Genomic DNA, 21832 nt, shown 5'->3' on the forward strand with positions numbered 1-21832 from the left:
AGGCGGGTGCGCCGGTGCCCCTCTGAATTTTATGGGGCTAATTCTTGCATGGTGCAGTTTACGAACGGTGAACGTCTCGCACGCCGCGAAGAACAAATCGGGACATTTTCGGACGTTTCTTGGCGCTCTCAGTCCTGCGGTGCCGTAGTGGGTGCGCCCGAGGTCCCCCGCGCGCTGCTAGGGGAAGCAACTTACGGTGCTATTTCTCTGGTTGCGGGCGTCCCTTCGCCGCCTGCCAAAGCTCCTCCATCCGCTCCAGCGTGGCGCCTTCGAGGGTCTCGCCTGACGCTTCAAGATTTTTCTCTATATATTTGAAACGTTGTCTGAATTTTGCGTTCGTTCCACGCAAGGCCTGTTCAGGGTCGGTGCCGACATGGCGGCCGATATTGACGAGTGCGAAGATCAAGTCGCCGAGTTCGTCGGTGATCTTCTCAGGGCGACCCTCGGCAAGTGCCTCGCGCAGCTCGCCGATCTCCTCCTCGATCTTGTCAAGGATGGGGGCGGCCTCGGACCAGTCGAAGCCGACCTTGGCGGCCCGTTCCTGCAGCTTGATCGCTTCCGTCAGTGCCGGAAACGAGCGCTGCACCGTACCGAGATGTCCGTCGTGGTGCACTTCGGCGACGCCGCGGCGGCGGCGCTTGTCGCTTCGCTCCGCCTTCTCCTCGGCCTTGATCGCGTCCCACTGCACCTTGACGGCCTCGGGTGTCGCCGCGTCCGAGACGGCGAAGACGTGGGGATGGCGGCGGATCATCTTCCCGGTGATCGCCTCGACGACGTCGCCGAAGGAAAAGAGGCCGGCCTCTTCCGCCATCCGTGCATGAAACACCACCTGCAGTAGCAGGTCGCCGAGCTCCTCGCAGAGGTCGTCTGGATCGTTGCGCTCGATGGCGTCAGCAACCTCGTAGGCCTCCTCGATCGTGTAGGGCTTGATCGTCTCGAAGGTCTGGACGATGTCCCAGGGGCACCCGGTCTTCGGGTCGCGCAGCGCCGCCATGATCTCGATGAGGCGGCCGATATCCTTGGAAGCTTCCATATGCGTTTTCGCTCCGGGCGGACGGGCGCCGCCTTCCGTTCGTGTCAGTTGAGGGGAATGTCGTTCCCGCCCTTCGAGGATTGGTATGCGGCCGAGAGGCGGTCATAGGTCTCGCGAATGCGCCGCGACTGTTTCTCGAGCGCCGGGCGTTCGCGGGGCTCCGCCCCCGCGACGAGGTCGGTGAGGGCGTGGGAATGCCAGAACGCATTCGCCCTGCGATAGCCGCCGGGTTCGAGTCCGAAGACCTCCTTCAATATCTTCAGGTCGTGCGGAATGGCGAAGGCGTCGCGGCTGTCCTCGTGGCTGAAGAAATAGTAGAAATTGTCGAAGCCCGCCCAGGTGATCGCCGACATGCACATGGTGCAGGGCTCGTGGGTCGACAGGAAGATCAGGTCGCGTGTGTCCGGCCGTTCGGCGAGCTCGTAGAACCTCTTCAGCGTGTGGACCTCGCCGTGCCAGAGCGGGTTCTCCGTCTCGTTGTTGGTCTCGGCGAGAACCAGCGAGAGATCGGATTTCCTGAGTACGGCCGCGCCGAACACCTTGTTGCCGGCGGCGACCCCGCGGGCGGTGAGCGGCAGGATGTCGTGCTCTATGACGTCGAGAAGGCGTGCGGCGGGGACGGGCGTTGCGGTGGTCAAGGCGTTGTTCCTGTTGTTGTCCGGGCTATCCTTGGCTGCCCCGGCGGCAAAAGTCAAAATGACGATCGCCGAAGACAGGTCGCGGCGGGCACCGGTGAGATTTGCTCGGATTTCGCGGATGCCTAGCAAAGAAATGTGCGCCCTGCGAGGGCGACGGATTCCTGTTTCTTCAAACCATTGCCGCGAACGGCGATATTGGGCCAGTCTGCAACAGGGTCGAGTTATGGCTGCAACCGAGCACCAGCTTTCCGTCTTTCCCGCCTTCTTCAAGGTGGGGGGTGCCGTTGTCGCCGTGTTCGGCAACGGGGCCGAAGCGTTTGCCAAGGCGAGGCTCATCAAGAACACCTCGGCCCGCGTGATCGCCTATGCCGACCGGCCGCGTGCCGACTACGCGGAATTCCTGGCGACCTCGGACATCGAGGTTCGCCGCGAACCCTTCGTCGCGACACAGGTGGAGGGCGCTGTGCTCGTCTTCGCCGCGACCGGCGATGCGGCGGCAGATCGTGTCATCGTTGCCGCCGCCCGCGACCGTAACATTCCGGCGAACGCCGTCGACCAGCCCGAGCATTGCGACTTCTTCACGCCGGCGCTCGTCAACCGCGCACCGATCGCCGTTGCGATCGGCACGGAAGGGGCGGGCCCGGTGCTCTCCCAGATGATTCGCGCCGAGATCGACCGCCGGCTGCCGAAGACGCTCGGACGGCTCGCGCGCCTCGCCGAGGATTGCCGCGCCGCCGTCGACCGGACCGTGCCGCGCGGTTCTGCGCGCCGGGCCTTCTGGCGCCGGTTCTTCCGCGGGGACGTCGCGTCGGCCGTGGAAAAAGGTGATCTTGCCGGCGCCCGCCGCAACGCCGTCCGGCTGATGCGGGGCAGTTCCTCCGCCGAACCGGGCCGGATCTTCCTGGTCGGTGCCGGTCCCGGTGCCGAAGACCTGCTGACGCTGCGCGCCCATCGGCTGCTGATCGAGGCCGACACGATCGTCTACGACGCGCTGGTGCCGCAGGCGGTGGTCGACATGGGCCGGCGCGACGCCGAACGCATTTCGGTCGGCAAGCGCAAGGGCTGCCATACCAAGTCGCAGGACGAGATCAACGCGCTCTTGGTCGCTCTCGGCCGCGCCGGCAAGCGTGTCGTGCGACTGAAATCCGGCGACCCGCTCGTCTTCGGGCGTGCCGGCGAGGAAATGGCGGCGCTGCGCAATGCCGGCATCCCCTATGAAGTCGTGCCGGGCATCACCGCCGCCTTCGCCGCCGCTGCCGATTTCGAACTGCCGCTGACGCTGCGCGGCGTCGCCTCGTCGCTGGTCTTCACCACGGGCCACGACCTGAACGGCGAAGCGCTGCCCGACTGGGCGCGGCTTGCCCTTTCCGGCGCCACCGTCGCCGTCTATATGGGCCGCACCGTGGCTGCTTCGGTCGCCGCGCGCCTGATGGCGGCCGGACTTGCCGACGACACGACTGTCGCGGTCGTCGAGAATGCCGGACGGGACGAGCGCCGCCTGCTCCACGGCACGCTGCGGGAGCTTCCCGACCTCGAGGCGCGCACCGAACTCGAGGGCCCGGTGATGGTGATCATCGGCGATGCCGTCGCCGGCGCGAATTTTGACCGTTCCGAACCGCTGCGGGGCAAGGTCGCCCGCCGCGCCACACTCGTGAGGATCTGACATGGCAGAGAAAGTACTGACCGCAAATCGCCTCGGCGACGGAATCGCTGTTTGGCTCGACGCGAACGGCCAGTGGACCGAGAACCTGCAGGAGGCGTTCGTCGCCCGCCATCCGGAAGCCGTCGAGGCGCTGGAAGCTGCCGGCCGTCGAGCCTTTGCGAGTAACCTCGTTCTCGACGTCAATGTCGTCGACGTCGAGGAGCAGGGCGGCGTCCTGCGGCCGAAGCGCCTGCGCGAGCGCATCCGCGCGCTCGGTCCCACCATTGCCTATGCGGACGGCCACGGTTTTGCCGATCCCGACTTCATTGCCGCCTGAGGAGCCTCATGTACCGCTACGATGAATTCGATCACGCCTTCGTTTCTGCCCGCGTCGAGCAGTTTCGCGACCAGGTCGCGCGCCGGCTGAACGGCGAGATCGCCGAGGATGCCTTCCGGCCGCTGCGCCTGATGAACGGCGTCTATCTGCAGCTGCACGCCTACATGCTGCGGGTCGCCATCCCCTACGGGACGCTGAATTCGCGCCAGATGCGCATGCTCGCCCATATCGCGCGGCGCTATGACCGCGGCTACGGCCATTTCACGACCCGGCAGAACATCCAGTACAACTGGCCGCGGCTCGTCGATACCCCGGACATCCTGGCCGAGCTCGCCAGTGTCGAGATGCATGCGATCCAGACGTCGGGCAACTGCATCCGCAACGTGACGGCCGACCATTTCGCTGGCGCCGCTGCGGACGAAGTCGCTGATCCGCGTCCCTATGCCGAAATTCTGCGCCAGTGGTCCTCCGTCCATCCGGAATTCTCCTTCCTGCCGCGCAAGTTCAAGATCGCCGTCACCGGCGCGCCGAGCGACCGCGCGGCGATCCAGGTGCACGACATCGGCCTGCATCTGAAGAAGCGCGAGGATGGCGCGCTCGGCTTTGCCGTCTATGTCGGCGGCGGGCAGGGGCGCACACCGCTTCTCGCCAAGAAGATCCGCGATCTTCTGCCGGAGGAAGACCTGCTCTCCTACGTGACTGCGGTCGTGCGCGTCTACAATCTCCACGGCCGGCGCGACAACAAGTACAAGGCGCGCATCAAGATCCTCGTCCACGAAACCGGCATCGAGGAGCTGACGCGGCAGGTCGAGGCGGAGTTCGAGACGATCCGCGACGGAGAACTGAAGCTGCCGGACGCCGATATCCGCGCGATCGAGCGATATTTCGCCTTGCCGGCACTCGCGGAGCGTCCGGAAGGCTGGACCGATCTCGCCCGCGCCAAGAAGGCCGACCCGGCCTTTGCCGCCTGGGTCGCCCGCAATGTCGCGCCCCACAAGCATCCCGACTACGGCATGGTGACGATATCGCTGAAGCCGATCGGCGGCACGCCGGGTGATGCGAGCGCTGAGCAGATGGACGTCGTCGCCGACATCGCCGAACGCTACGCCTTCGATGAGATCCGGGTGAGTCACGAGCAGAACCTCGTCCTGCCGCATGTAGCACTCGCCGACCTGCCGGCCGTCTACGCGGCCCTGGTGGAGACCGGCCTGGCGACCGCCAATGCCGGGCTGATCACCGACATCATTGCCTGCCCCGGGCTCGACTATTGCGCGCTGGCGAATGCCCGCTCGATCCCCGTTGCCCAGGAAATCTCCAGACGCTTCGCTTCTGCCGAACGGCAGGAGGAGATCGGTGCGCTGAAGATCAAGATTTCCGGCTGCATCAATGCCTGCGGCCACCACCATGTCGGCCATATCGGCCTGCTCGGTGTGGAAAAGAAGGGCGCCGAACTCTACCAGATCACCCTCGGCGGTTCCGGCGACGAGAATGCCTCGATCGGCGAGATCATCGGCCGCGGCTTCGAGCCGGAGAAGGTGACCGACGCGGTGGAAACCATCGTCGACACCTATCTGGGTCTGCGGCTTTCGCGCGAGGAGCCCTTCCTCGATGCCTATCGCCGCGTCGGCCCGCAGCCGTTCAAGGATGCCCTCTACGGGGAAACGGCGGAAGCCGCGTGAGGAAGAACTGATGACCAGCATTTGGAAAGAAACCGGATTCGTCGAGAACGATCCCTGGGTGATCGAGACGGACGAGCGCAAGGCAGGCGAGGGGGAAGCCCCCGTTCTCGGTCTCGCGAGCTTCCTTGAACGGGTCGAGGAGAGCAATGAAGGCGGCTTTGGCGTGCTGATCGCGCCGGCCGACGACGTCACGAAGCTCGCACCCTATCTCGACAGGATCGCGCTGGTGGCGCTTGCCTTTCCCGCCTTCGGCGACGGGCGAGCCTTCAGTCACGCATCCATCCTGCGCGGCCGCCTCGGATATACCGGCGAGATACGCGCCATCGGCGATGTACTGATCGACCAGATCCCGCTGATGCTCCGCACAGGCTTCGACAGCTTCGCCGTGACCAACGAGGTCGCGAGGCGGCGGCTTGCCGAAGGGCGGTTGCCGGGGATCGCCGACCACTATCAGCCGGCCGCACGATCGGCGACCGTCCCCGGCGGCTACAGCTGGCGGCGGACCAGCCGCGCGGGTGGATAAGATATCGCGAAACTACTATATTTGCGCCGAAGATTTGACTGTGATCAAGGTCACGGTCGTCCAGGCGAGGCATACGGTCGCAAAAAAAGTTCGGGCGACCGTGACGGAATGCCCGGTTTCGCAGCCGCAGCGCATAGGGTATATGGCCCCGGTGGCCGACAGAAAGACGAAACAGGAAGCGACACAGCATGAATGCTCCAGTGATGACCAAGTCCGCGGAATTGATCGTGCCGGAAGGCGTCTATGCCGAGACCGTGCTCAGCGTGACCCACTATACCGATCGGCTGTTCCGGTTCCGGATGACGCGTCCCGCGGGCTTCCGCTTCCGCTCGGGCGAATTCGCGATGATCGGGCTCATCGTTGACGGCAAGCCGATCTACCGCGCCTATTCGATCGCGAGCCCTTCCTGGGATGAAGAGCTCGAATTTTTCTCGATCAAGGTTCCCGATGGTCCGCTTACCCAGCATCTGCAGCGCATCCAGCCGGGTGACAAGGTGCTGATGCGCAAGAAGCCGACGGGAACGCTGGTGCTCGACGCGCTCACCCCCGGCAAGCGGCTCTACATGTTCTCGACCGGCACCGGTATCGCACCCTTTGCAAGCCTCATCCGGGATCCGGAAACCTACGAGAAGTTCGAGGAAGTCGTCCTCACCCACACCTGCCGGGAAGTCGCGGAGCTGAAATACGGTTTCGACCTGATGGAAGAAATCCGCAACCACGAGTTCCTGGCCGAAATCGTCGGCGACAAGCTCAAGCATTATGCGACGGTCACCCGTGAGGACTATCCCTTCCGCGGCCGCATCACCGACCTCATCGAAAACGGCAAGCTGTTTGCCGATCTCGGCGTGCCGCCGCTGGACCCGGCGGTCGACCGCGGGATGATCTGCGGCTCGTCGGATATGCTGAAGGACACCAAGGCGCTGCTCGAAAAGGCGGGCCTCACCGAAGGTGCCAACAGCAAGCCCGCGGAGTTCGTCATCGAGCGCGCCTTCGTCGGCTGACGCGATCCTTTCGGTAAGTCACAAAAAAACGCCCGGACTTTCCGGGCGTTTTTCGTTTGAACAGTATCGATGTATGGAACTCAGGTTCCCGCGAGGTGGGAGATCAGTGCCTCCATCGCCGTTTGCGCTTCGCTGGCGTCGCCCTTGTGGATCGCCCGGATGACGCTGACATGGAAGGCGACGGAGCGATCCATCTTTTCGGGCGTCGCCCGCGCGAACCAGAGCCGGCGCGAATGCGTCTGCAACGGTGCCAAGGCGGCAATGAGGAACCGGTTCGGGCAGGCCTCCTCGACAATCTCGTCGAACTGCTTGTCGGCCGAGAGAAACCCTTCGAAGTCGCCGGCGACGGCGGCCGCGGTCATCGCCTGGGCGCAGGCCAGCAGCCCCTCGCGGTGCTCGGCATTGGCGCTTTCGGCGACGAGAGAGGCGGCGAGGGGTTCGAGCTTATGCCGCACCGCCATGATGTCCTTGTGATCCTCCGGGTGAATTTCGGTCACGAGCAGGCCGACTCGCGGCTTCACCTCGATCAGGCCCTGCCATTCGAGCTTCTGGATGGCCTCACGCACCGGCGTGCGTCCATGTCGGGCGAGATCGATCAGTTCCTTCTCGGTCACCCTGGCGCCGGGCTTGAGCTTCAGCGTCACGATCTCGCGCTCGAGGGCGAGATAGGCGAGGTGGCTCAGCGATCCGGCTTGTTTCGACATTGATGGTCCTTTCTGATATATCAGATATTGACATGTCGCATTCGAGATGACAAGCTCCACTGATATATCAGCAAAGGAGCTCCACATGTGGAAGGGTGTATTTCCCGCGGTAACGACCAAGTTCAAGGAAGACGGCGCGCTTGACCACGCCGAGATGGAGCGCTGCTTTGCGCTGCAATTCGAGGCGGACGTAGACGGTATGATCGTTTGCGGCTCGCTCGGCGAGAACATGACGCTGGATCCGGAAGAAAAGATCGAGATCCTGAAGATCGCGAAATCGGTTTCTCGTGGCAAGCCGGTTCTGATGACGATCTGCGAAAGTGCCACGCGTCGTGGCAAGGCAGCGGCCGTCGCCGCCGCCAAGGCCGGGGCCGACGGCTTCATGGTCCTGCCGGGTGTGCCCTACAAGTCGGCGCCGGCCGAAACGATCAACCACATCCGCTCTGTCGCCGTCGCCGGCGAGCGCCCGGTCATGGTCTACAACAATCCGATCGGCTACGGCGTCGACGTCACCATTCCGATGTTCGAGGAACTGGCGAAGGACGACCTGATCGTCGCGATGAAGGAATCGACCGATGACATCCGTCGTGTCACCGAGGTCTTCAACGCCTTCGGAAACCGCTTCGACGTCTTCACCGGCGTGGACAACCTGGCGCTCGAAAGCCTGATGATGGGTGCCGACGGCTGGGTTGCCGGTCTCGTCGTCGCCTTTCCGAAGGAAACGGTCGCCATCTACAAGCTCGCCAAGGCCGGCCGCTACGAGGAGGCGCGTGCGATCTACCGCTGGTTCCGTCCGCTGCTCGACCTCGACGTGTCAACCTTCCTCGTCCAGCAGATCAAGCTTGCCGAGGTCTTCGCGATCGGCTCCAACGACCGCGTCCGCGAGCCGCGCCTGCCGCTGTCCGGCGAGCATCGCGCCCGTGTCGTCAAGGTCATCGAGACGGCACTCGCCAACCGTCCGGTGCTGCCGGCGCTCTGAGCGCATAGCGCAGGGATTACGTGGAGGGGCGGCTCGACCGCCCCTTTTCCGTTGGGTCGAGCCCGATATGATTCTGCTGGGGCACCCTTGGCGGCGCATGCGTCGCTGACGCTACTCGTGTCTGAGCGCCTCGATCGGGTTCATCTGCGCGGCGCGGCGGGCGGGGAAGTAGCCGAAGATCATGCCGATCGCCGCCGAGAAGACGAAGGCGAGGGCGATTACGGCCGGGCTTGTGACGAAGGGCACGTTGAGCAGGACGACGGCGCCGTAGGCGAGAGCGAGGCCGAGCAGGATTCCGATGATGCCGCCGGAAAGCGACAGCGCGACTGCTTCGACCAGGAACTGCAGCAGCACCTGCTTTTCCAGCGCCCCGATCGCGAGCCGGATGCCGATTTCGCGCGTGCGCTCCGTAACCGACACCAGCATGATGTTCATGATGCCGATGCCGCCGACCAGCAGGCTGACGGCGGCGACGGCTCCCAGAAGCCCCGTCATCAGCGTCGTCGTGCCGGTGAGCGTCGAGGCCATCTGCGCCATGTCGTTGACGGAGAAATCGTCCTCGCGACCCGCGATGATCTTGCGCCGTTCCCGCAACAACCGTTCGACATCCGCTTGCACCTTGGCCGTCGAGACGCCGTCGCGGGCTGACAGCGTGATGCTCGAGACATCAGTATTGCCGCCGATGCGTCGCTGGAAGACCTTGATCGGCATGACGACGATGTCATCCTGGTCTGTGCCCATGCCGCTCTGGCCCTTCTTCTGGAGGACGCCGATCACCTCGCACGACACGGATCCGACCCGGATCTTCTGTTCGAGCGCCGGCGTCGAACCAAAGAGTTCCGAACGCACGGTATTGCCGATCACGCAGACCGCCTGGCCGCCGCGTTCCTCGGTCGGGAGGAATGCCCGTCCCGAGGTGAAACTCCAGTCCATCGCGGTGAAATAGTCGCTGATGGTGCCGACGACGGTGGTCGTGTGGTTCTCTCCTCCGAAGATCGCGACCTGACTCGACTGGTTGACCGGGGCGACCGCCTGCAATCCGTTGATCTGTTCGCGGATCGCCTCGACGTCCCGCGTCGTGAAGCTCTTGGCAGTCGTGCTGGCGCGACCCGGCCCGAACTGTCCCGGCCGCACGAAGAGAAGATTGGTGCCGAGCTTGGAAATCTCGGCCGTGACCTGCGCGGTCGTGCCGTTGCCGATCGTCACCATGGCGATCACCGCAGCGACGCCGATGACGACGCCGAGCACCGTCAGAAACGATCGCAGAAGGTTGCGGCTGATTGCCCGGAGCGCGAGCTTGACGGTCTCATAGAACATGGGCCGCGGCTCCACTATTGGCGGTGTCGTGGTCGAGGCGGCCGTCGACGAAGCGCAGGTGGCGACCGGCATAGGCGGCGATGTCCTCCTCGTGGGTCACCATGATCACCGTAATGCCGTGCTCACGGTTGAGCCCGGTGATCAGTTCCATGATCTCCCGGCTGGTCTTGGTGTCGAGATTGCCGGTCGGTTCGTCGGCGAGCAGCACTGCCGGGCTGGTGACGATCGCCCGCGCAATCGCGACGCGCTGCTGCTGGCCGCCGGAAAGCTCCTGGGTCGTGTGGTGCTCGCGACCGGCAAGCCCCACCTGATGCAATGCGATCTCGGCGAGCTTGCGCCGCTCGCGGGCCTCCATGCCGCGATAGACGAGCGGCAGCTCGACGTTCTCGAGTGCGGAGGTCCGGGCGAGCAGGTTGAACCCCTGAAAGACGAAACCGAGCATGTAGCGCCGCAGCAGCGTGTGCTGGCCACGGTCGAAGGCGGTCGTGTCGATCCCCTGAAACAGGTAGTGCCCCGAGCTCGGCACGTCGAGGCAGCCGAGGATGTTCATCGCTGTCGACTTGCCAGATCCGGAAGGCCCCATGATTGCGACAAATTCGTGCTTCTCGATCGCCAGGTCGACACGGTCGAGCGCACGGATCGTCGCTTCGCCGGTCCCGTAGAGCTTGGTGACCTGCCGGAATTCGATGAGGGGAGGCGTCGCCATCGCGCTCTCCGCTCAGCCGCTCTTGGCCGTGGCATCGGTGATCACCAGCTCGCCCTCGGCGATCTCTCCCTTGGTCACGACCGTATTCTGACCGTCGCTCGCGCCGATTTCGATGTTGACGGCGGTCGGGACACCATCGCGCATTACCCAGATCGCGCGCTCACTACCCTCTGGCTCGGCTGTGGTCAGCGAGCCCATCCGCGGTGGCCGGAACATGCTGAAAACGCCGCTGCCACCGCTTTTCCCTGCAGTCAACGTCTCCGGTGGCGTGTAGCGGAGTGCGGCATTCGGGATCAGGAGTGCGCCCTCGATCGACTGGACGACGATGTCGGCGGTCGCGGTCATGCCCTGCCGCAGCAGCATCTCGTCGTTATGAACCTTCAGGATGCCCATATAGGTCACGACGTCGTTGACCGTCTCCGAGGCGTAGCGGATTTCGGTGATCTCCGCCGGAAAGCGCTTGTCGGTGAAGGCGTCGACCGTGAACGTCGCCTTCTGGCCGACCGCCACCTGGCCGACATCCGCCTCGTCGATATCGACCTGCAGCTCCATCTCTTTGAGATCGCCGGCAATCGTGAAGAGCGTCGGCGCCTCCAGGGAAGCCGCAACCGTCGCGCCCGGATCGACGTTGCGCGAGAGCACGATGCCGTCGATCGGCGAGACGATGGTCGCCTTGGCGAGGTTGACCTTGGCGAGATCAAGCGAGGCTTCTGCCGAGATTACGTCGGCCTTCGCGCTTTCGACCGTCGCGATGGTTGCCTCGTAGGTATAGCGGGCCGAGTCGAGATCCTGTTGCGTCGAGACCCGGTTGCCGACGAGGCTGGTAAGGCGGTCGAGCGAGACCTTCGCCGACTTCTGGTCGGCTTCCGCCTTGGCGACGGCCGCCTTCGCCGACAGCAGCTTTGCCTCCGCGCTCTTCACGTCGGCCTCGAGCTTGGCGGTGTCGAGCCGCGCGACCACCTCGCCCTTCTTCACCGGGCTGTTGTAATCGACCAGTACGTCGCGAACGGTACCGGACAGCTCGCTGGAGACGTCGACGCTGACCGTCGGCTCGATAGAGCCGGTCGCCGTGACGATGACGGTGAGGTCGCCCTTCTTGGCCTCGGCGGTGGTATAGCTGTAGGTCGTGGACTGGCCGCCGTAGAGATAATAGCCGACGCCCAGCCCCGCGACTGCGGCGACCGCCAGTCCGCGCCAAAGCCATCGCGTGCCGCCCCGTTTGCGCGAGCTCTCCAGCAGTCTTGCCAGTTCCGCCTGCCCGGCGTCGGCAGCCGGCTTTTCTCCGGTGTCGTTCATCTTCCGCCCATCGCATACGGTCTCGAAATGTGCTCTCTTCGTATCGGACAATTCTCGCGCGCAGTGATTGACCGAAATCAAATCACAGGGCGCGACATGATTGCTCCTTCGACAACCGTGTGTGGCACAACACAGTTACGAACCATAATGAAATATCGGTAATGATGGAGCTGAGCCCGGGCCGAGGAGAATCTAGCGCTTGGCCGTCGCCAGTCCGAGCAGCGCCGCGCCGATGAGTCCGGGTTCCATTCGGCATTCCGCGGTAACGACGATCGGATGTGCGAAGCGCCGGAGGATGCGCCGGCGCACCGCCTCATCGATGGCGACAATGAGGTTGGGGGCATTCGAAAGTCCGCCGCCGACCGGCAGGATCGTTGCGCCGGTTACATTGACGACGAGCGCCAGCGGGCTCGCGATCACGTCGACATAGACGTCTATGGTCCGTCCCGCTGCCGCATCTCCCTTCGACCAAGCCTCGATGATCTCTTCGCTCGTGAGCCGAATTCCGTGGATGTGGTGATGCAGTCTCTCGAGCCCGCGGGCGCTGCAGGTCGCGTCGATGCAGCCCATCTGTCCGCAACCGCACGAAAACCGCGGCAGGTGGACCGGCGGATTGCCGGCCTCGGTCGCTGCGACCGGCCCGTGCCCCCATTCTCCGGCAAAGCCGCCGTCGCTGTTGATGAGCTTGCCGTCGATGACGAGACCTCCGCCGACGCCGGTGCCGAGGATGACGCCGAACACGACCCGGTGGCCGCGACCGGCACCCAGTCCGGCCTCCGCCAGCACGAAGCAGTCGGCGTCATTGGCGACGACGACGGGAAGCACCAGCGCCGCCTCGAGGTCGGCAACCAGCGTGCGTCCGTCGATGCAAGGGATGTTGGCGACGACCGCCCTTTTCGTGTCGGGATCGATGATGCCGGCAATCGAGAGCGCGACGCAATCCGGCTTGCCGCCCGCCGCGTCGATCACCGTGCGCAGTGCTGCGACGAAGGCGTCGAAGTCGTCGGTCGGGGTCGGGATGCGCGGAAACTCGCGGATGTCGTCGGGACCGGTCGCGACGGCGCCCTTGATTGCCGTTCCGCCGATGTCGAAACAGACGATCATCGGTCGGCTCCTGCCGGCGCGGTCGCGTCGAAGACGCATTCGCCACCGATCCAGGTGGATTGGAGGTCGAGGTCCGGCGACAGGACGACGAAATCGGCGTCGCAGTCGGGCACGAACCGGCCCTTGGACGTCGCTCCGATCGCTTCCGCCGGGTAGGCGCTCGCCATCCGGAGCGCCTCTTCGAGCGGCAGATCGAGCCTCCGGTGCGCAAAACGCACGCTGGAAAGCATGTCGATGTCGGCGCCGGCCAGCGTGCCGTCCGCGAGCGTCAGGCGCCCGTCGCGGCGGTAGACCTGCCGGCCGTTGAGCTCGAAGCCGGTCTCGTCGCTACCGATGCTGGACATCGCGTCGGTGACGAGAAAGATCCGGCCGGGACCGCTCTTTGCCCGGAGCGCCAAGCCCATCGTTATGGGATCGACGTGGAAGCCGTCGGCGATCAGGCCGCAGTGAAGCGCGCCCTCGGCGAGAGCGGCGCCGACGAGCCCAGGCTCCCGGTTGCCGAGCTGGCTCATCGCGTTGAAGAGATGCGTGACCAGGCTTGCGCCGGCGGCGACGTAGGCTCCGACATCGGCCGCCTTGCAGTCGGTATGGCCGAGGCTCACCTTGAAGCCGGCATCGACGAGCGCGGCAACCTGTGCCGGCGTCACGCTCTCCGGTGCGACGGTGATCATCGCCTGGCCGATCCGGTCGCCGCAGGCGACGAGCGCCGCAAGGTCCTCGGTGGCCATCGGACGAACGAGCGCCGGGTCATGCGTGCCCTTGCGGGCGAGCGAAAGATGGGGGCCCTCGAAATGCAGTCCGAGATAGCCGGGCACGCCTTTCGCCACCGCCTCGGTGGCCGCCTCGATCGCTTTTCCTCGCACGTCGGCAGTGTCGGTGATCAGCGTCACCATGAGTGCCGTCGTGCCGAAGCGGGCATGCGTATTGCAAATGGTGCGGATACCGTCGAGCGTCGGCGCATTGTTGAAGAGTACGCCACCGCCGCCGTTCACCTGAAGATCGACGAAACCCGGCACCACCGTCGCGTCGTCGAGGATGAGAAGCCGGCAGCCCGCCGGGCGTTCTGCCGCCGGAAGGAGGGTTGTGACCTTGCCGTCCTCGATGATGAGCCCGGTGTCGGTCAGGAATTGTTCGCCGTCGAAGATGCGGTTTGCGGTGACAAACAGTGGGCTGCTCATCTGGTCTCGGTCACTTTCTTCAGGGCGGCCGGCTTGTCGGGATCGAAGCCGCGGGCACGCGAAAGCGCCTCGACGAAACCGTAGTAGGGAACGATGAGCGCCAGGGCGTCGGTGAGCGGATGGCCCGTCGCGACGAAGGGCAGGGCGTGGGCACCCGTGGCGGCGCCGGACGTGATGAAGCACGCCGCATTCTTGGCGGCGAGCGCCGAGACCGTCCCGGCGATCGATGCCTCCGCCTTGTCGCGGGCGGCGAAGGCGACGACCGGGAAGTCCCGTTCGACCAGCGATACCGGACCATGCAGCACTTCCGCGGACGAATAGGCCTCGGCGTGGAGCTCGCAGGTCTCCTTGCATTTCAGTGCCGCCTCGGCGGCGATCGCGAGCGTCGGTCCGCGTCCGAGCATGTAGAGCGAATCCGTTACGGAAAGCGGTTCGAGCATGCTCGTCCAGTCGAGGGCGAGCGCGGTCTGGAGGTGTCCCGGAAGTTCGGCGACGGCGCGGACGAGGTCCGCATTGCCATTCCATGCCGCGATGATCGCGAGCCCGGCGACGGCGGAATTGACGAAGGATTTGGTCGCCGCGACGGCAATCTCGGGACCTGCCTGTATATCGATCGCAAGCGATGCCACCTCCGACAGCGGCGAGGGCACCGTGTTGACGAGCGCGAACGTCAGCGCGCCGCCGGTCCGGCTTCCTTCGGCCATGGCGACGATGTCGGGGCTCGCCCCCGACTGCGAAACGGCGAAGGCGGCGGCTCGGCCGAGCTTCAGCGGCGCGCCGTAGATGGAGGCGAGCGACGGGCCGAGAGAGGCGACCGGCAGCCCCAGTTCCAGTTCGACCGCATATTTCAGGAAATGGGCCGCGTGGTCGGAGGAGCCGCGGGCAATGGTCACGACGACATTCGGGTCATGCTCCCGCAGGGCGCGGCCGGCCGCTGCGATTTCGTCTGCCGAGCGTTCCAGAAGCCGCGCTGCGGCAACCGGGATCTCGTCGATTTCCTCTCTCATTTTGGTGGGCATCGAGCAGTCCGGATCAGGTGTTCTAGGGGGAGCCGATGGTCAGCTCGGCGACGAGGTCGTAGGCATCGCTGCGATAGAGGGCGCGCGACATTTCCATGACGCGACCGCTCTCCAGATAGGCGATGCGCTGCACGGCGAGCGCCGCCGAGCCGGGAGGGACGCCGAGAATCTCCGTCTCTTCGTCCTTCAGCACGACCGCGGATATCCGCTGGTTCGCCCGGATCGGGCGGAAGCCCCGCGAGAGCAGCAGCTTGTACAAGGAATCGTCGACCGCGTTCGGATCCGGCAGGATGTCGTCGGGCAGGCTCGTGCGTTCGAAGGCGATCGGCATATCGTTCGCCGTGCGCACCCGGATCAGCCGGGCGACACGCGCGCCGCCCACCAGCCCGAGCATCATCGTTTCCTCCGGTGTCGGAAAGAACAGGCCGCGTTCGATCCAGCGTGATCCCGCCACCATGCCGCGCCGCCGCATGTCTTCGGTGAACGAGGTCAGCTGGCTGAGCGGCTGCTGCATCCGCGGCACCGGCGTCACGACGAACGTGCCCGAACCTCTGCGCCTTACCAGAAGACCCTCGGCGACAAGGTCGTCGATCGCCTTGCGGACGGTGACGCGGCTGATCTGGGCGACGTCGGCGATGTCCCGCTCCGCGGGGAGGGCGTCGCCATGTTTCAACCGACCCGAGGACACCGCGTCCTGGATCATCTTCTTCAGCCGCACATAAAGAGGGCCGCCACGAACCGTCTGCAATTGCTCAAGGGGAAGAGTCTCGCTCATATCCGGTGTGTGCCCCATGGCCGGGTGGGGAACAAGTGCCAATTGCCGGCAAAACCCGAAATTGTTTCTGCGGTCACTGACATCCTTCCGGTTGCTTGTCGCAAAGATAATACCAACTTGCAACCGGTGCCGCAAATGGTTTTGCTATATGGCGCCAAATTCTCATCAATGAAAGAAATGTGCCGCAAAAATCAGTGGTTTACGGCAATATCCAACAAAAAGTGGATATGCGCTGTAGACGATTGGGCTTTCTTTGGTATTGTAAATTAACCATTTCGGGTGAGTGCCGGAGCTAGGCGCGCATGGAAGAAGATGCGCTCTCGCGGATATGGCGACTATGAAAATGGATTTCATAAACAAGCACTGAGGCGCCGTCTCGACGTTGACGCATACCGTAAACTGACGCAGTCTGTGAAAATCAATTACGCATAACAGGGGACGAAGTCATGAAAGTCGCCGTCATCGGGCTGGGATTCCGTCTCGGCTATCTGGGTCGGATATTCAATGAGATCGACCCGGATTTCGAGATCGCCGGTTATGTCGATCCGGCGCCGGCCGGTCTGCAGACGCTCGAAGAGCGCGGCATCTCGCCCGGCCGCTCCTATCCCAGCCCCGAGGCGCTGATCGCGGGCGAGAAGTTCGACCTTCTGATGATCGGCTCGCCGAATCACCTCCATCTGGAACACATCCGCATCGGTCTCGAGGCCGGGCTGACCGTCTTCACGGAGAAGCCGATCGTCGTGTCGATCGAGGAGAGCTATGCGCTCGCCTCGTTGCTGGCGAAATACGGCCATGACCGGCTTCTGGTCGGCCTCGTGCTCCGCTACTCACCACTCTATCGCGATCTGCGCAAGGCGCAGGCAGAGGGACGTTTGGGCGAGGTCGTGTCCATTGAGGCCTCCGAGCACATAGAGCCGTATCACGGTGCCTTCTTCATGCGCGACTGGCGTCGCTATGGGCGCTATGCCGGCGGTTTCATGCTGGAAAAGTGCTGTCATGACCTCGACCTCTACAACGGCGTCGTCGGTGCGCGCCCGCGTTTCGTCGCGAGCTTCGGCGGCCGCAAGAGCTTTGTGCCGTCGAACGCGCCGGAAGCGGCCGGTGCCAACGATCTCGAAGTCTATCATCGCAAGCCGAGCGGCTGGATGGGATCGGACCGGGTCTTCGACAGTGACGCCGACATCATCGACTACCAGACCGCGATCGTCGAATACGAGAACGGCGCGTCGATGACCTTCCACACCAATCTCAACGTGCCGGACCAGTTCCGCCGTTTCTGCGTGATCGGGTCGAAAGGCATGGCCGAGGGCGATTTCGTTCGCGGCTACATGAACGTCCACGACGCCCGAACCAACGAGAGGACGGTCGCCAACACCTACACGGCGCCGTCAGAAGAATCCCAGCATTACGGCGCCGACGAGCAGATGGCGGCCGACGTGCTCGCCTTCGTCAACGAGGGGCGTCCGCAGCCGGTCTCGGCGATCGATGCGCTCGAGGCCGGCATCCTGGCGCTTGCGATGGACGAGGCGCGCCTTGGCCGCAAGGTGGTCGACCTCGCACCGGTCTGGACGCAGTTCGACGCTTGTCTCCAGGGCCGCGAGCCGGCTCCGCTCACCGCCCGCTCCGCCTGAGGCCCGCCATGCAAACCAGACGAAGCGCCATCATCTTTGCCTGGTTGCTGCTCGCACCGGCGGTTCTCTACGTCGCGGCGATCGTCGCCTATCCGCTCGTCGATACGTTGATCCTGTCGCTCACCGACGCCTCGCTGAAGCGCGTGACCAACTGGGTCGGCTGGGTGAACTATGACAGGATTTTCAACGCCACTTTCGCCGAGGTCATCCTGCGGACCTTCGTCTGGACCTTCTTCTCCGTCGCAATCAAGATGGTGATCGGCACCTTCGGTGCCACGATGCTGAACGCCGCGGTGCCCGGCCGGGCGCTCTTCCGCGTGCTGACCATGCCGCCGTGGATCGTGCCGATGGCGATCGGCATCTTCATGTGGGGCTGGATGTACAACGGCCAGTTCGGCATGATTTCGGGCCTCCTGCAGCGTTTCGGCTTCGTCGACGGGCCGTTGCCTTCCTCGCCCACGGTTCGACCGCCTTCTGGGCGACGATCTTCACCGACGTGTGGATCGGTGTGCCCATGGTGACGCTCTACATGCTCGCCGCCATCCAGGCGATCCCGCAGGATCTCTACGAGGCCGCCTGGACGGACGGTGCCGGCCGGTTCTACCGCTTCCGCCGCATCACGCTGCCGCTGCTCCTGCCGGCGATGATCACCATGTCGATGATCTCGCTGATTTCGACCTTCAACTCCTTCGACATCATCTGGATCCTGACGCAGGGCGGGCCGACCGGCGAGACGACGACGATGATCATCGATACCTACCGCACGGCGATCGGGTCGAAGAAATACGGGGAGGGCGCTGCCCGCGCGGTACTGATCTGCATCTTCCTGTCGATCTTCTGCATTGCCTACTTCCGCGTCACCAGCCGCCTTGCCACGGGAGAAAAGCGATGAGACAGCCGAATTCCATGATCAACCGCTACCGGTGGTACGAGATCGTCGGCATCTATACCGGTATCGCGGTCTTCCTCACCTTCGTGCTCGCCCCCTTCGTCGAAGGCTTCCTGGTCTCGCTGAAGCCGCTCAGCCAGCTCTTCTCCTCGCCCTACCGCTTCTGGCCGGAGAACGGCTCCTTCGAGGCCTACCGCACCATGTGGGTCAGCGTTCCGGGCTTTGCCCGATACATCTTCAACTCCTTCTTCATTTCGGGCGTAGCGACGCTCGTGGTGCTGCTGCTTGTCGTGCCGGCGGCTTACGCCTTCGCGCGCTTCGACTTCAAGGGTAGGGGGCCGCTGCTCGGCGCCTTCCTCGCGGTCAACATGTTCTCAGGCGCCGTTCTGCTCATTCCGCTCTTCCGCCTGATGCGCTCCTTCGGCGTCCTCAACACCTATCTCGCGATGATCGTCCCCGGCGCCGCCTTCCTCATTCCGACGGCGATCTGGCTGCTGCGGACCTACATGATGCGCATCCCGAGGGAGCTCGAGGAGGCCGCCTATGTCGACGGCGCCGGCTATCTCTACACTTTCCGGCGGGTGGTTCTGCCGCTTGCCGCACCCGGCATCGCCGTCGTCGCCATCACCACCTTCATCGGCGCCTATGCCCAACAGTTCATCTTCGCGCTGACCTTCAATTCCAAGAGTGAGTACATGCCGCTGCCGATCGGGCTCTTTGCCTATTTCGGGCGGCAGGAGGTCGTCTGGAACGAGTTGATGGCCGCAAGCTTCGTCGGGATCGCGCCGGCGCTGATCGTGATCTTCTTCCTGCAGCGCTATCTGGTGAACGGGCTCACCGCCGGCGCCGTCAAGTAGGAGACAACCTGCCATCTGAAATACCGAAAGACCAACCTGTCAAAAAAAGGGGAACCACAGATGAAAAGGACTTTCTGCATTCTCACCGGTACGCTGGCGCTGCTCGCCGGTTCGGCACTGCCGTCGCTCGCCGCCGACCAGGAGATCAGCTGGATCTATTGCGGCGACAAGATCGACCCGATCCACGAGAAATACATCAAGGAATGGGAAGGAAAGAACGCCGGCTACAAGGTCGTTCCGGAGGTCGTCGGCTGGGCGCAGTGCCAGGACAAGGCGACGACGCTCGCCGCTTCCGGCTCTCCCGCCGCACTCGCCTATGTCGGCTCGCGCACGCTCAAGGAATTCGCCCAGAACGACATGATCGTTCCGGTTCCGATGACCGACGAGGAGAAGGCGAGCTATTATCCGAACATCGTCGACACCGTCACCTTCGACGACACCCAGTGGGGTGTGCCGATAGCCTTCTCCACCAAGGTTCTCTACTGGAACAAGGATCTCTTCAAGCAGGCCGGCCTCGACCCCGAAACCCCGCCGAAGACCTGGGCAGAGGAGATCGCCTTTGCCAAGCAGATCAAGGAGAAGACCGGTATCGCCGGCTACGGCCTGCCGGCCAAGACCTTCGACAACACGATGCATCAGTTCATGCATTGGGTTTACACCAACAACGGCAAGGTGATCGACGGCGACAAGATCGTCATCGACAGCCCGGAAGTGCTGGCGGCTCTACAGGCCTATAAGGACATCACGCCCTACTCCGAGGAGGGGCCGACCGCCTACGAGCAGAACGAAGTGCGTGCGATCTTCCTCGACGGCAAGCTCGGCATGATCCAGGCCGGCTCCGGTGCGGCCACCCTCCTCAAGGAGCGCGGCCTGAACTGGGGCATTGCGCCTCTGCCGCTCGGCCCCTCTGCCAAGGGCGAAGGCACGCTGCTCATCACCGACAGCCTCGCGGTCTTCAAGGGTTCCGGCGTCGAGGACAAGGCGATCGAATTTGCCAAGTTCATCACCTCGCCCGGTCCGCAGGGCGAGTATGAGTTGCAGGGCGGTGCCGGCCTCACACCGCTGCGTCCCGGCCCGAAGGTCGACGAATTCGTCGCAAAGGATCCCTACTGGAAGCCGCTGATCGACGGCATCACCTATGGCGGCCCGGAACCGCTCTTCACCGACTATCGCGGCTTCCAGAACGTGATGATCGAGATGGTGCAGTCGGTTGTCACCGGCAAGGCTGAACCCGCGGATGCGGTGAAGAAGGCCGCCGCCGAGCTCGACCAGTACAAATAAGCCGCAAGACGGTCGCGGGTGTAAGCCCGCGACCCCGCTTATGCAGGAACGGCCGGCACCCGCACGAAGGACGCCGGCAGCGTGGAGAAACAGGGACGTGGGTCAGCTTAATCTCAACCGGGTCGTCAAGTCCTACGGCCATTTCGAAGTCATCAAGGGCGTGTCGCTGGAGATCGGCAACGGCGAATTCGTCGTCTTCGTCGGTCCCTCCGGCTGCGGGAAGTCGACGCTTCTGCGCATGATCGCTGGGCTCGACGATACGAGCGGCGGCGACATCGTCATCGACGGGGAGCGCGTCAACGACCGGCCGCCGGTCGAGCGCGGCATCGCCATGGTCTTCCAGTCCTATGCGCTCTATCCGCACATGTCGGTCTTCGAGAACATCGCCTTTCCGCTGCGGGTCGAAAAGATGCCGGAGGCGATGATCCGCGAGAAGGTCGAGGCGGTCGCGACGATCCTGAAGCTCGAACAGCGGCTGGAGCAGCGGCCGGGCATGCTCTCGGGCGGCCAGCGCCAGCGCGTGGCGATCGGTCGGGCGATCGTCCGGGAACCGAAGATATTCCTGTTCGACGAGCCGCTTTCGAACCTCGACGCAGCCCTTCGCTCGGATATGCGCATCGAACTCACCAAGCTCCATCGCGACCTGAAGGCGACGATGATCTACGTCACCCACGACCAGGTCGAGGCGATGACCATGGCTGATCGCATCGTCGTGCTGAACGCTGGCGACGTGGCCCAGGTCGGCGCTCCGCTCGAACTCTATCACAAGCCGCAGAACCTCTTCGTCGCCGGCTTCATCGGCAATCCCAAGATGAACTTCGTTCCCGTGACCTGCACCGCGGTCGGCGAGGACGGGGTCACGATATCCTGTGAAGGGCAGACGGCGACGATCGCCGTCGAGGCCTCGGCCGGTCTCGTCGGCGAGACGCTGACGCTCGGCATCCGCCCGGAACACACGACGCTCGCCGCCGGCGATCTCGCCATCCGCGTCGTGCCTTCGGTGATCGAGCGGCTCGGCATCAACACGATCGCCTATGCGAGCCTGCCGTCCGGCGAGCCCTATTGCGCGCTCCTGCCGGGCTCGGCCCCGATCCGTGCCGAAGAGCCGATCCTGACCGGCATCATGGCGGCAGACTGCCACCTCTTCGATCCGTCGGGCAGGGCGCTCGAGCGGCGCATCGACTGGCGCAGGCTGGAACTGCCGGCTGCCGTCACCGCTGCGGAGTGAGGCGCACCGATCCGC

The 21832-nt window shown here is 64.2% G+C and carries 20 protein-coding genes and 1 pseudogene; 11 read left to right on the forward strand and 10 right to left on the reverse strand.

From position 1 onward, the window contains the following. Positions 1–199: 199 nt before the first annotated feature. Positions 200–1033, reverse strand: a complete 834-nt coding sequence (mazG, locus tag NHF53_RS09140; protein WP_252833919.1) for a nucleoside triphosphate pyrophosphohydrolase — start codon at positions 1031–1033, stop codon at positions 200–202. 44 nt (positions 1034–1077) lie between these two features. Then, complete coding sequence (locus NHF53_RS09145) at positions 1078–1671, reverse strand: deaminase (RefSeq protein ID WP_252833920.1); 594 nt, start codon at positions 1669–1671, stop codon at positions 1078–1080. 223 nt (positions 1672–1894) lie between these two features. Here NHF53_RS09145 and cysG point away from each other — a divergent pair, with 223 nt between their 5' ends. The 5 genes from cysG to NHF53_RS09170 all read left to right on the forward strand — a co-directional run bounded on the left by cysG (position 1895) and on the right by NHF53_RS09170 (position 6853). Next, complete coding sequence (cysG, locus tag NHF53_RS09150) at positions 1895–3334, forward strand: siroheme synthase CysG (protein WP_252833921.1); 1440 nt, start codon at positions 1895–1897, stop codon at positions 3332–3334. A 1-nt stretch (position 3335) separates the two neighbouring features. Beyond that, complete coding sequence (locus NHF53_RS09155; protein WP_112689683.1) at positions 3336–3650, forward strand: DUF2849 domain-containing protein; 315 nt, start codon at positions 3336–3338, stop codon at positions 3648–3650. A gap of 8 nt (positions 3651–3658) precedes the next feature. Further along, positions 3659–5329, forward strand: coding sequence for a nitrite/sulfite reductase (locus NHF53_RS09160; RefSeq protein ID WP_252833922.1), 1671 nt, complete (start codon positions 3659–3661; stop codon positions 5327–5329). 10 nt (positions 5330–5339) lie between these two features. Continuing rightward, positions 5340–5852: a DUF934 domain-containing protein gene (locus tag NHF53_RS09165; protein WP_252833923.1), complete on the forward strand. Its 513-nt coding sequence runs from the start codon at positions 5340–5342 to the stop codon at positions 5850–5852. A 188-nt stretch (positions 5853–6040) separates the two neighbouring features. Further along, a complete protein-coding gene (locus NHF53_RS09170; RefSeq protein WP_252833924.1) occupies positions 6041–6853 on the forward strand; it encodes a ferredoxin--NADP reductase in 813 nt (270 codons plus the stop codon). An 80-nt stretch (positions 6854–6933) separates the two neighbouring features. On the opposite strand, the gene NHF53_RS09175 is transcribed toward NHF53_RS09170, so the two are convergent. Next, entirely contained in the window at positions 6934–7557 is a 624-nt protein-coding gene (locus NHF53_RS09175) for a GntR family transcriptional regulator (RefSeq protein WP_252833925.1), read from the reverse strand. 85 nt (positions 7558–7642) lie between these two features. On the opposite strand from NHF53_RS09175, the gene NHF53_RS09180 reads away from it, so the two are divergent. Next, positions 7643–8536, forward strand: coding sequence for a dihydrodipicolinate synthase family protein (locus tag NHF53_RS09180; RefSeq protein ID WP_252833926.1), 894 nt, complete (start codon positions 7643–7645; stop codon positions 8534–8536). Between the two features lie 111 nt (positions 8537–8647). Here NHF53_RS09180 and NHF53_RS09185 read toward each other — a convergent pair whose 3' ends face one another. The 7 genes from NHF53_RS09185 to NHF53_RS09215 all read right to left on the reverse strand — a co-directional run bounded on the left by NHF53_RS09185 (position 8648) and on the right by NHF53_RS09215 (position 15931). Then, positions 8648–9853 carry an ABC transporter permease gene (locus NHF53_RS09185; RefSeq protein WP_252833927.1) on the reverse strand — a complete coding sequence of 402 codons (1206 nt, stop codon included), beginning with the start codon at positions 9851–9853 and terminating at the stop codon, positions 8648–8650. After that, the gene (locus NHF53_RS09190) at positions 9843–10559 is read right to left on the reverse strand and encodes an ABC transporter ATP-binding protein (protein WP_252833928.1); all 717 of its coding nucleotides are present in this window, start codon (positions 10557–10559) and stop codon (positions 9843–9845) included. The genes NHF53_RS09185 and NHF53_RS09190 overlap by 11 nt, the downstream gene beginning before the upstream one ends. Positions 10560–10571: 12 nt before the next feature. Next, the gene (locus NHF53_RS09195) at positions 10572–11855 is read right to left on the reverse strand and encodes an efflux RND transporter periplasmic adaptor subunit (protein ID WP_252833929.1); all 1284 of its coding nucleotides are present in this window, start codon (positions 11853–11855) and stop codon (positions 10572–10574) included. Positions 11856–12047: 192 nt separating this feature from the next. After that, a complete protein-coding gene (locus tag NHF53_RS09200; protein WP_252833930.1) occupies positions 12048–12959 on the reverse strand; it encodes an ROK family protein in 912 nt (303 codons plus the stop codon). Beyond that, the gene (gene nagA, locus NHF53_RS09205; protein WP_252833931.1) at positions 12956–14137 is read right to left on the reverse strand and encodes an N-acetylglucosamine-6-phosphate deacetylase; all 1182 of its coding nucleotides are present in this window, start codon (positions 14135–14137) and stop codon (positions 12956–12958) included. Before nagA ends, NHF53_RS09200 begins: the two co-directional genes overlap by 4 nt. Beyond that, positions 14134–15156 (reverse strand): SIS domain-containing protein, encoded by a 1023-nt coding sequence (locus NHF53_RS09210; protein WP_252833932.1) that lies wholly within the window; start codon positions 15154–15156, stop codon positions 14134–14136. The genes nagA and NHF53_RS09210 overlap by 4 nt, the downstream gene beginning before the upstream one ends. Before the next feature lie 22 nt (positions 15157–15178). Further along, on the reverse strand, positions 15179–15931 hold the full coding sequence (locus tag NHF53_RS09215; RefSeq protein ID WP_114363232.1) for a GntR family transcriptional regulator: 753 nt from the start codon (positions 15929–15931) through the stop codon (positions 15179–15181). A gap of 446 nt (positions 15932–16377) precedes the next feature. Here NHF53_RS09215 and NHF53_RS09220 point away from each other — a divergent pair, with 446 nt between their 5' ends. The 5 genes and pseudogenes from NHF53_RS09220 to NHF53_RS09240 all read left to right on the forward strand — a co-directional run bounded on the left by NHF53_RS09220 (position 16378) and on the right by NHF53_RS09240 (position 21817). Continuing rightward, the gene (locus NHF53_RS09220; protein ID WP_252833933.1) at positions 16378–17562 is read left to right on the forward strand and encodes a Gfo/Idh/MocA family protein; all 1185 of its coding nucleotides are present in this window, start codon (positions 16378–16380) and stop codon (positions 17560–17562) included. An 8-nt stretch (positions 17563–17570) separates the two neighbouring features. Further along, positions 17571–18454, forward strand: a pseudogene (locus tag NHF53_RS09225) (carbohydrate ABC transporter permease). Continuing rightward, positions 18451–19308 carry a carbohydrate ABC transporter permease gene (locus NHF53_RS09230; RefSeq protein ID WP_252833934.1) on the forward strand — a complete coding sequence of 286 codons (858 nt, stop codon included), beginning with the start codon at positions 18451–18453 and terminating at the stop codon, positions 19306–19308. The pseudogene NHF53_RS09225 and the gene NHF53_RS09230 overlap by 4 nt, the downstream one beginning before the upstream one ends. Before the next feature lie 60 nt (positions 19309–19368). Continuing rightward, a complete protein-coding gene (locus NHF53_RS09235; protein ID WP_252833935.1) occupies positions 19369–20589 on the forward strand; it encodes an ABC transporter substrate-binding protein in 1221 nt (406 codons plus the stop codon). Positions 20590–20686: 97 nt separating this feature from the next. Continuing rightward, on the forward strand, positions 20687–21817 hold the full coding sequence (locus NHF53_RS09240) for an ABC transporter ATP-binding protein (RefSeq protein WP_252833936.1): 1131 nt from the start codon (positions 20687–20689) through the stop codon (positions 21815–21817). The last annotated feature ends 15 nt before the right edge of the window (positions 21818–21832 follow it).

Origin of the sequence: Ciceribacter sp. RN22, assembly GCF_024054295.1 — a bacterium.
Taxonomy (GTDB): Bacteria; Pseudomonadota; Alphaproteobacteria; order Rhizobiales; family Rhizobiaceae; genus Allorhizobium; species Allorhizobium lividum.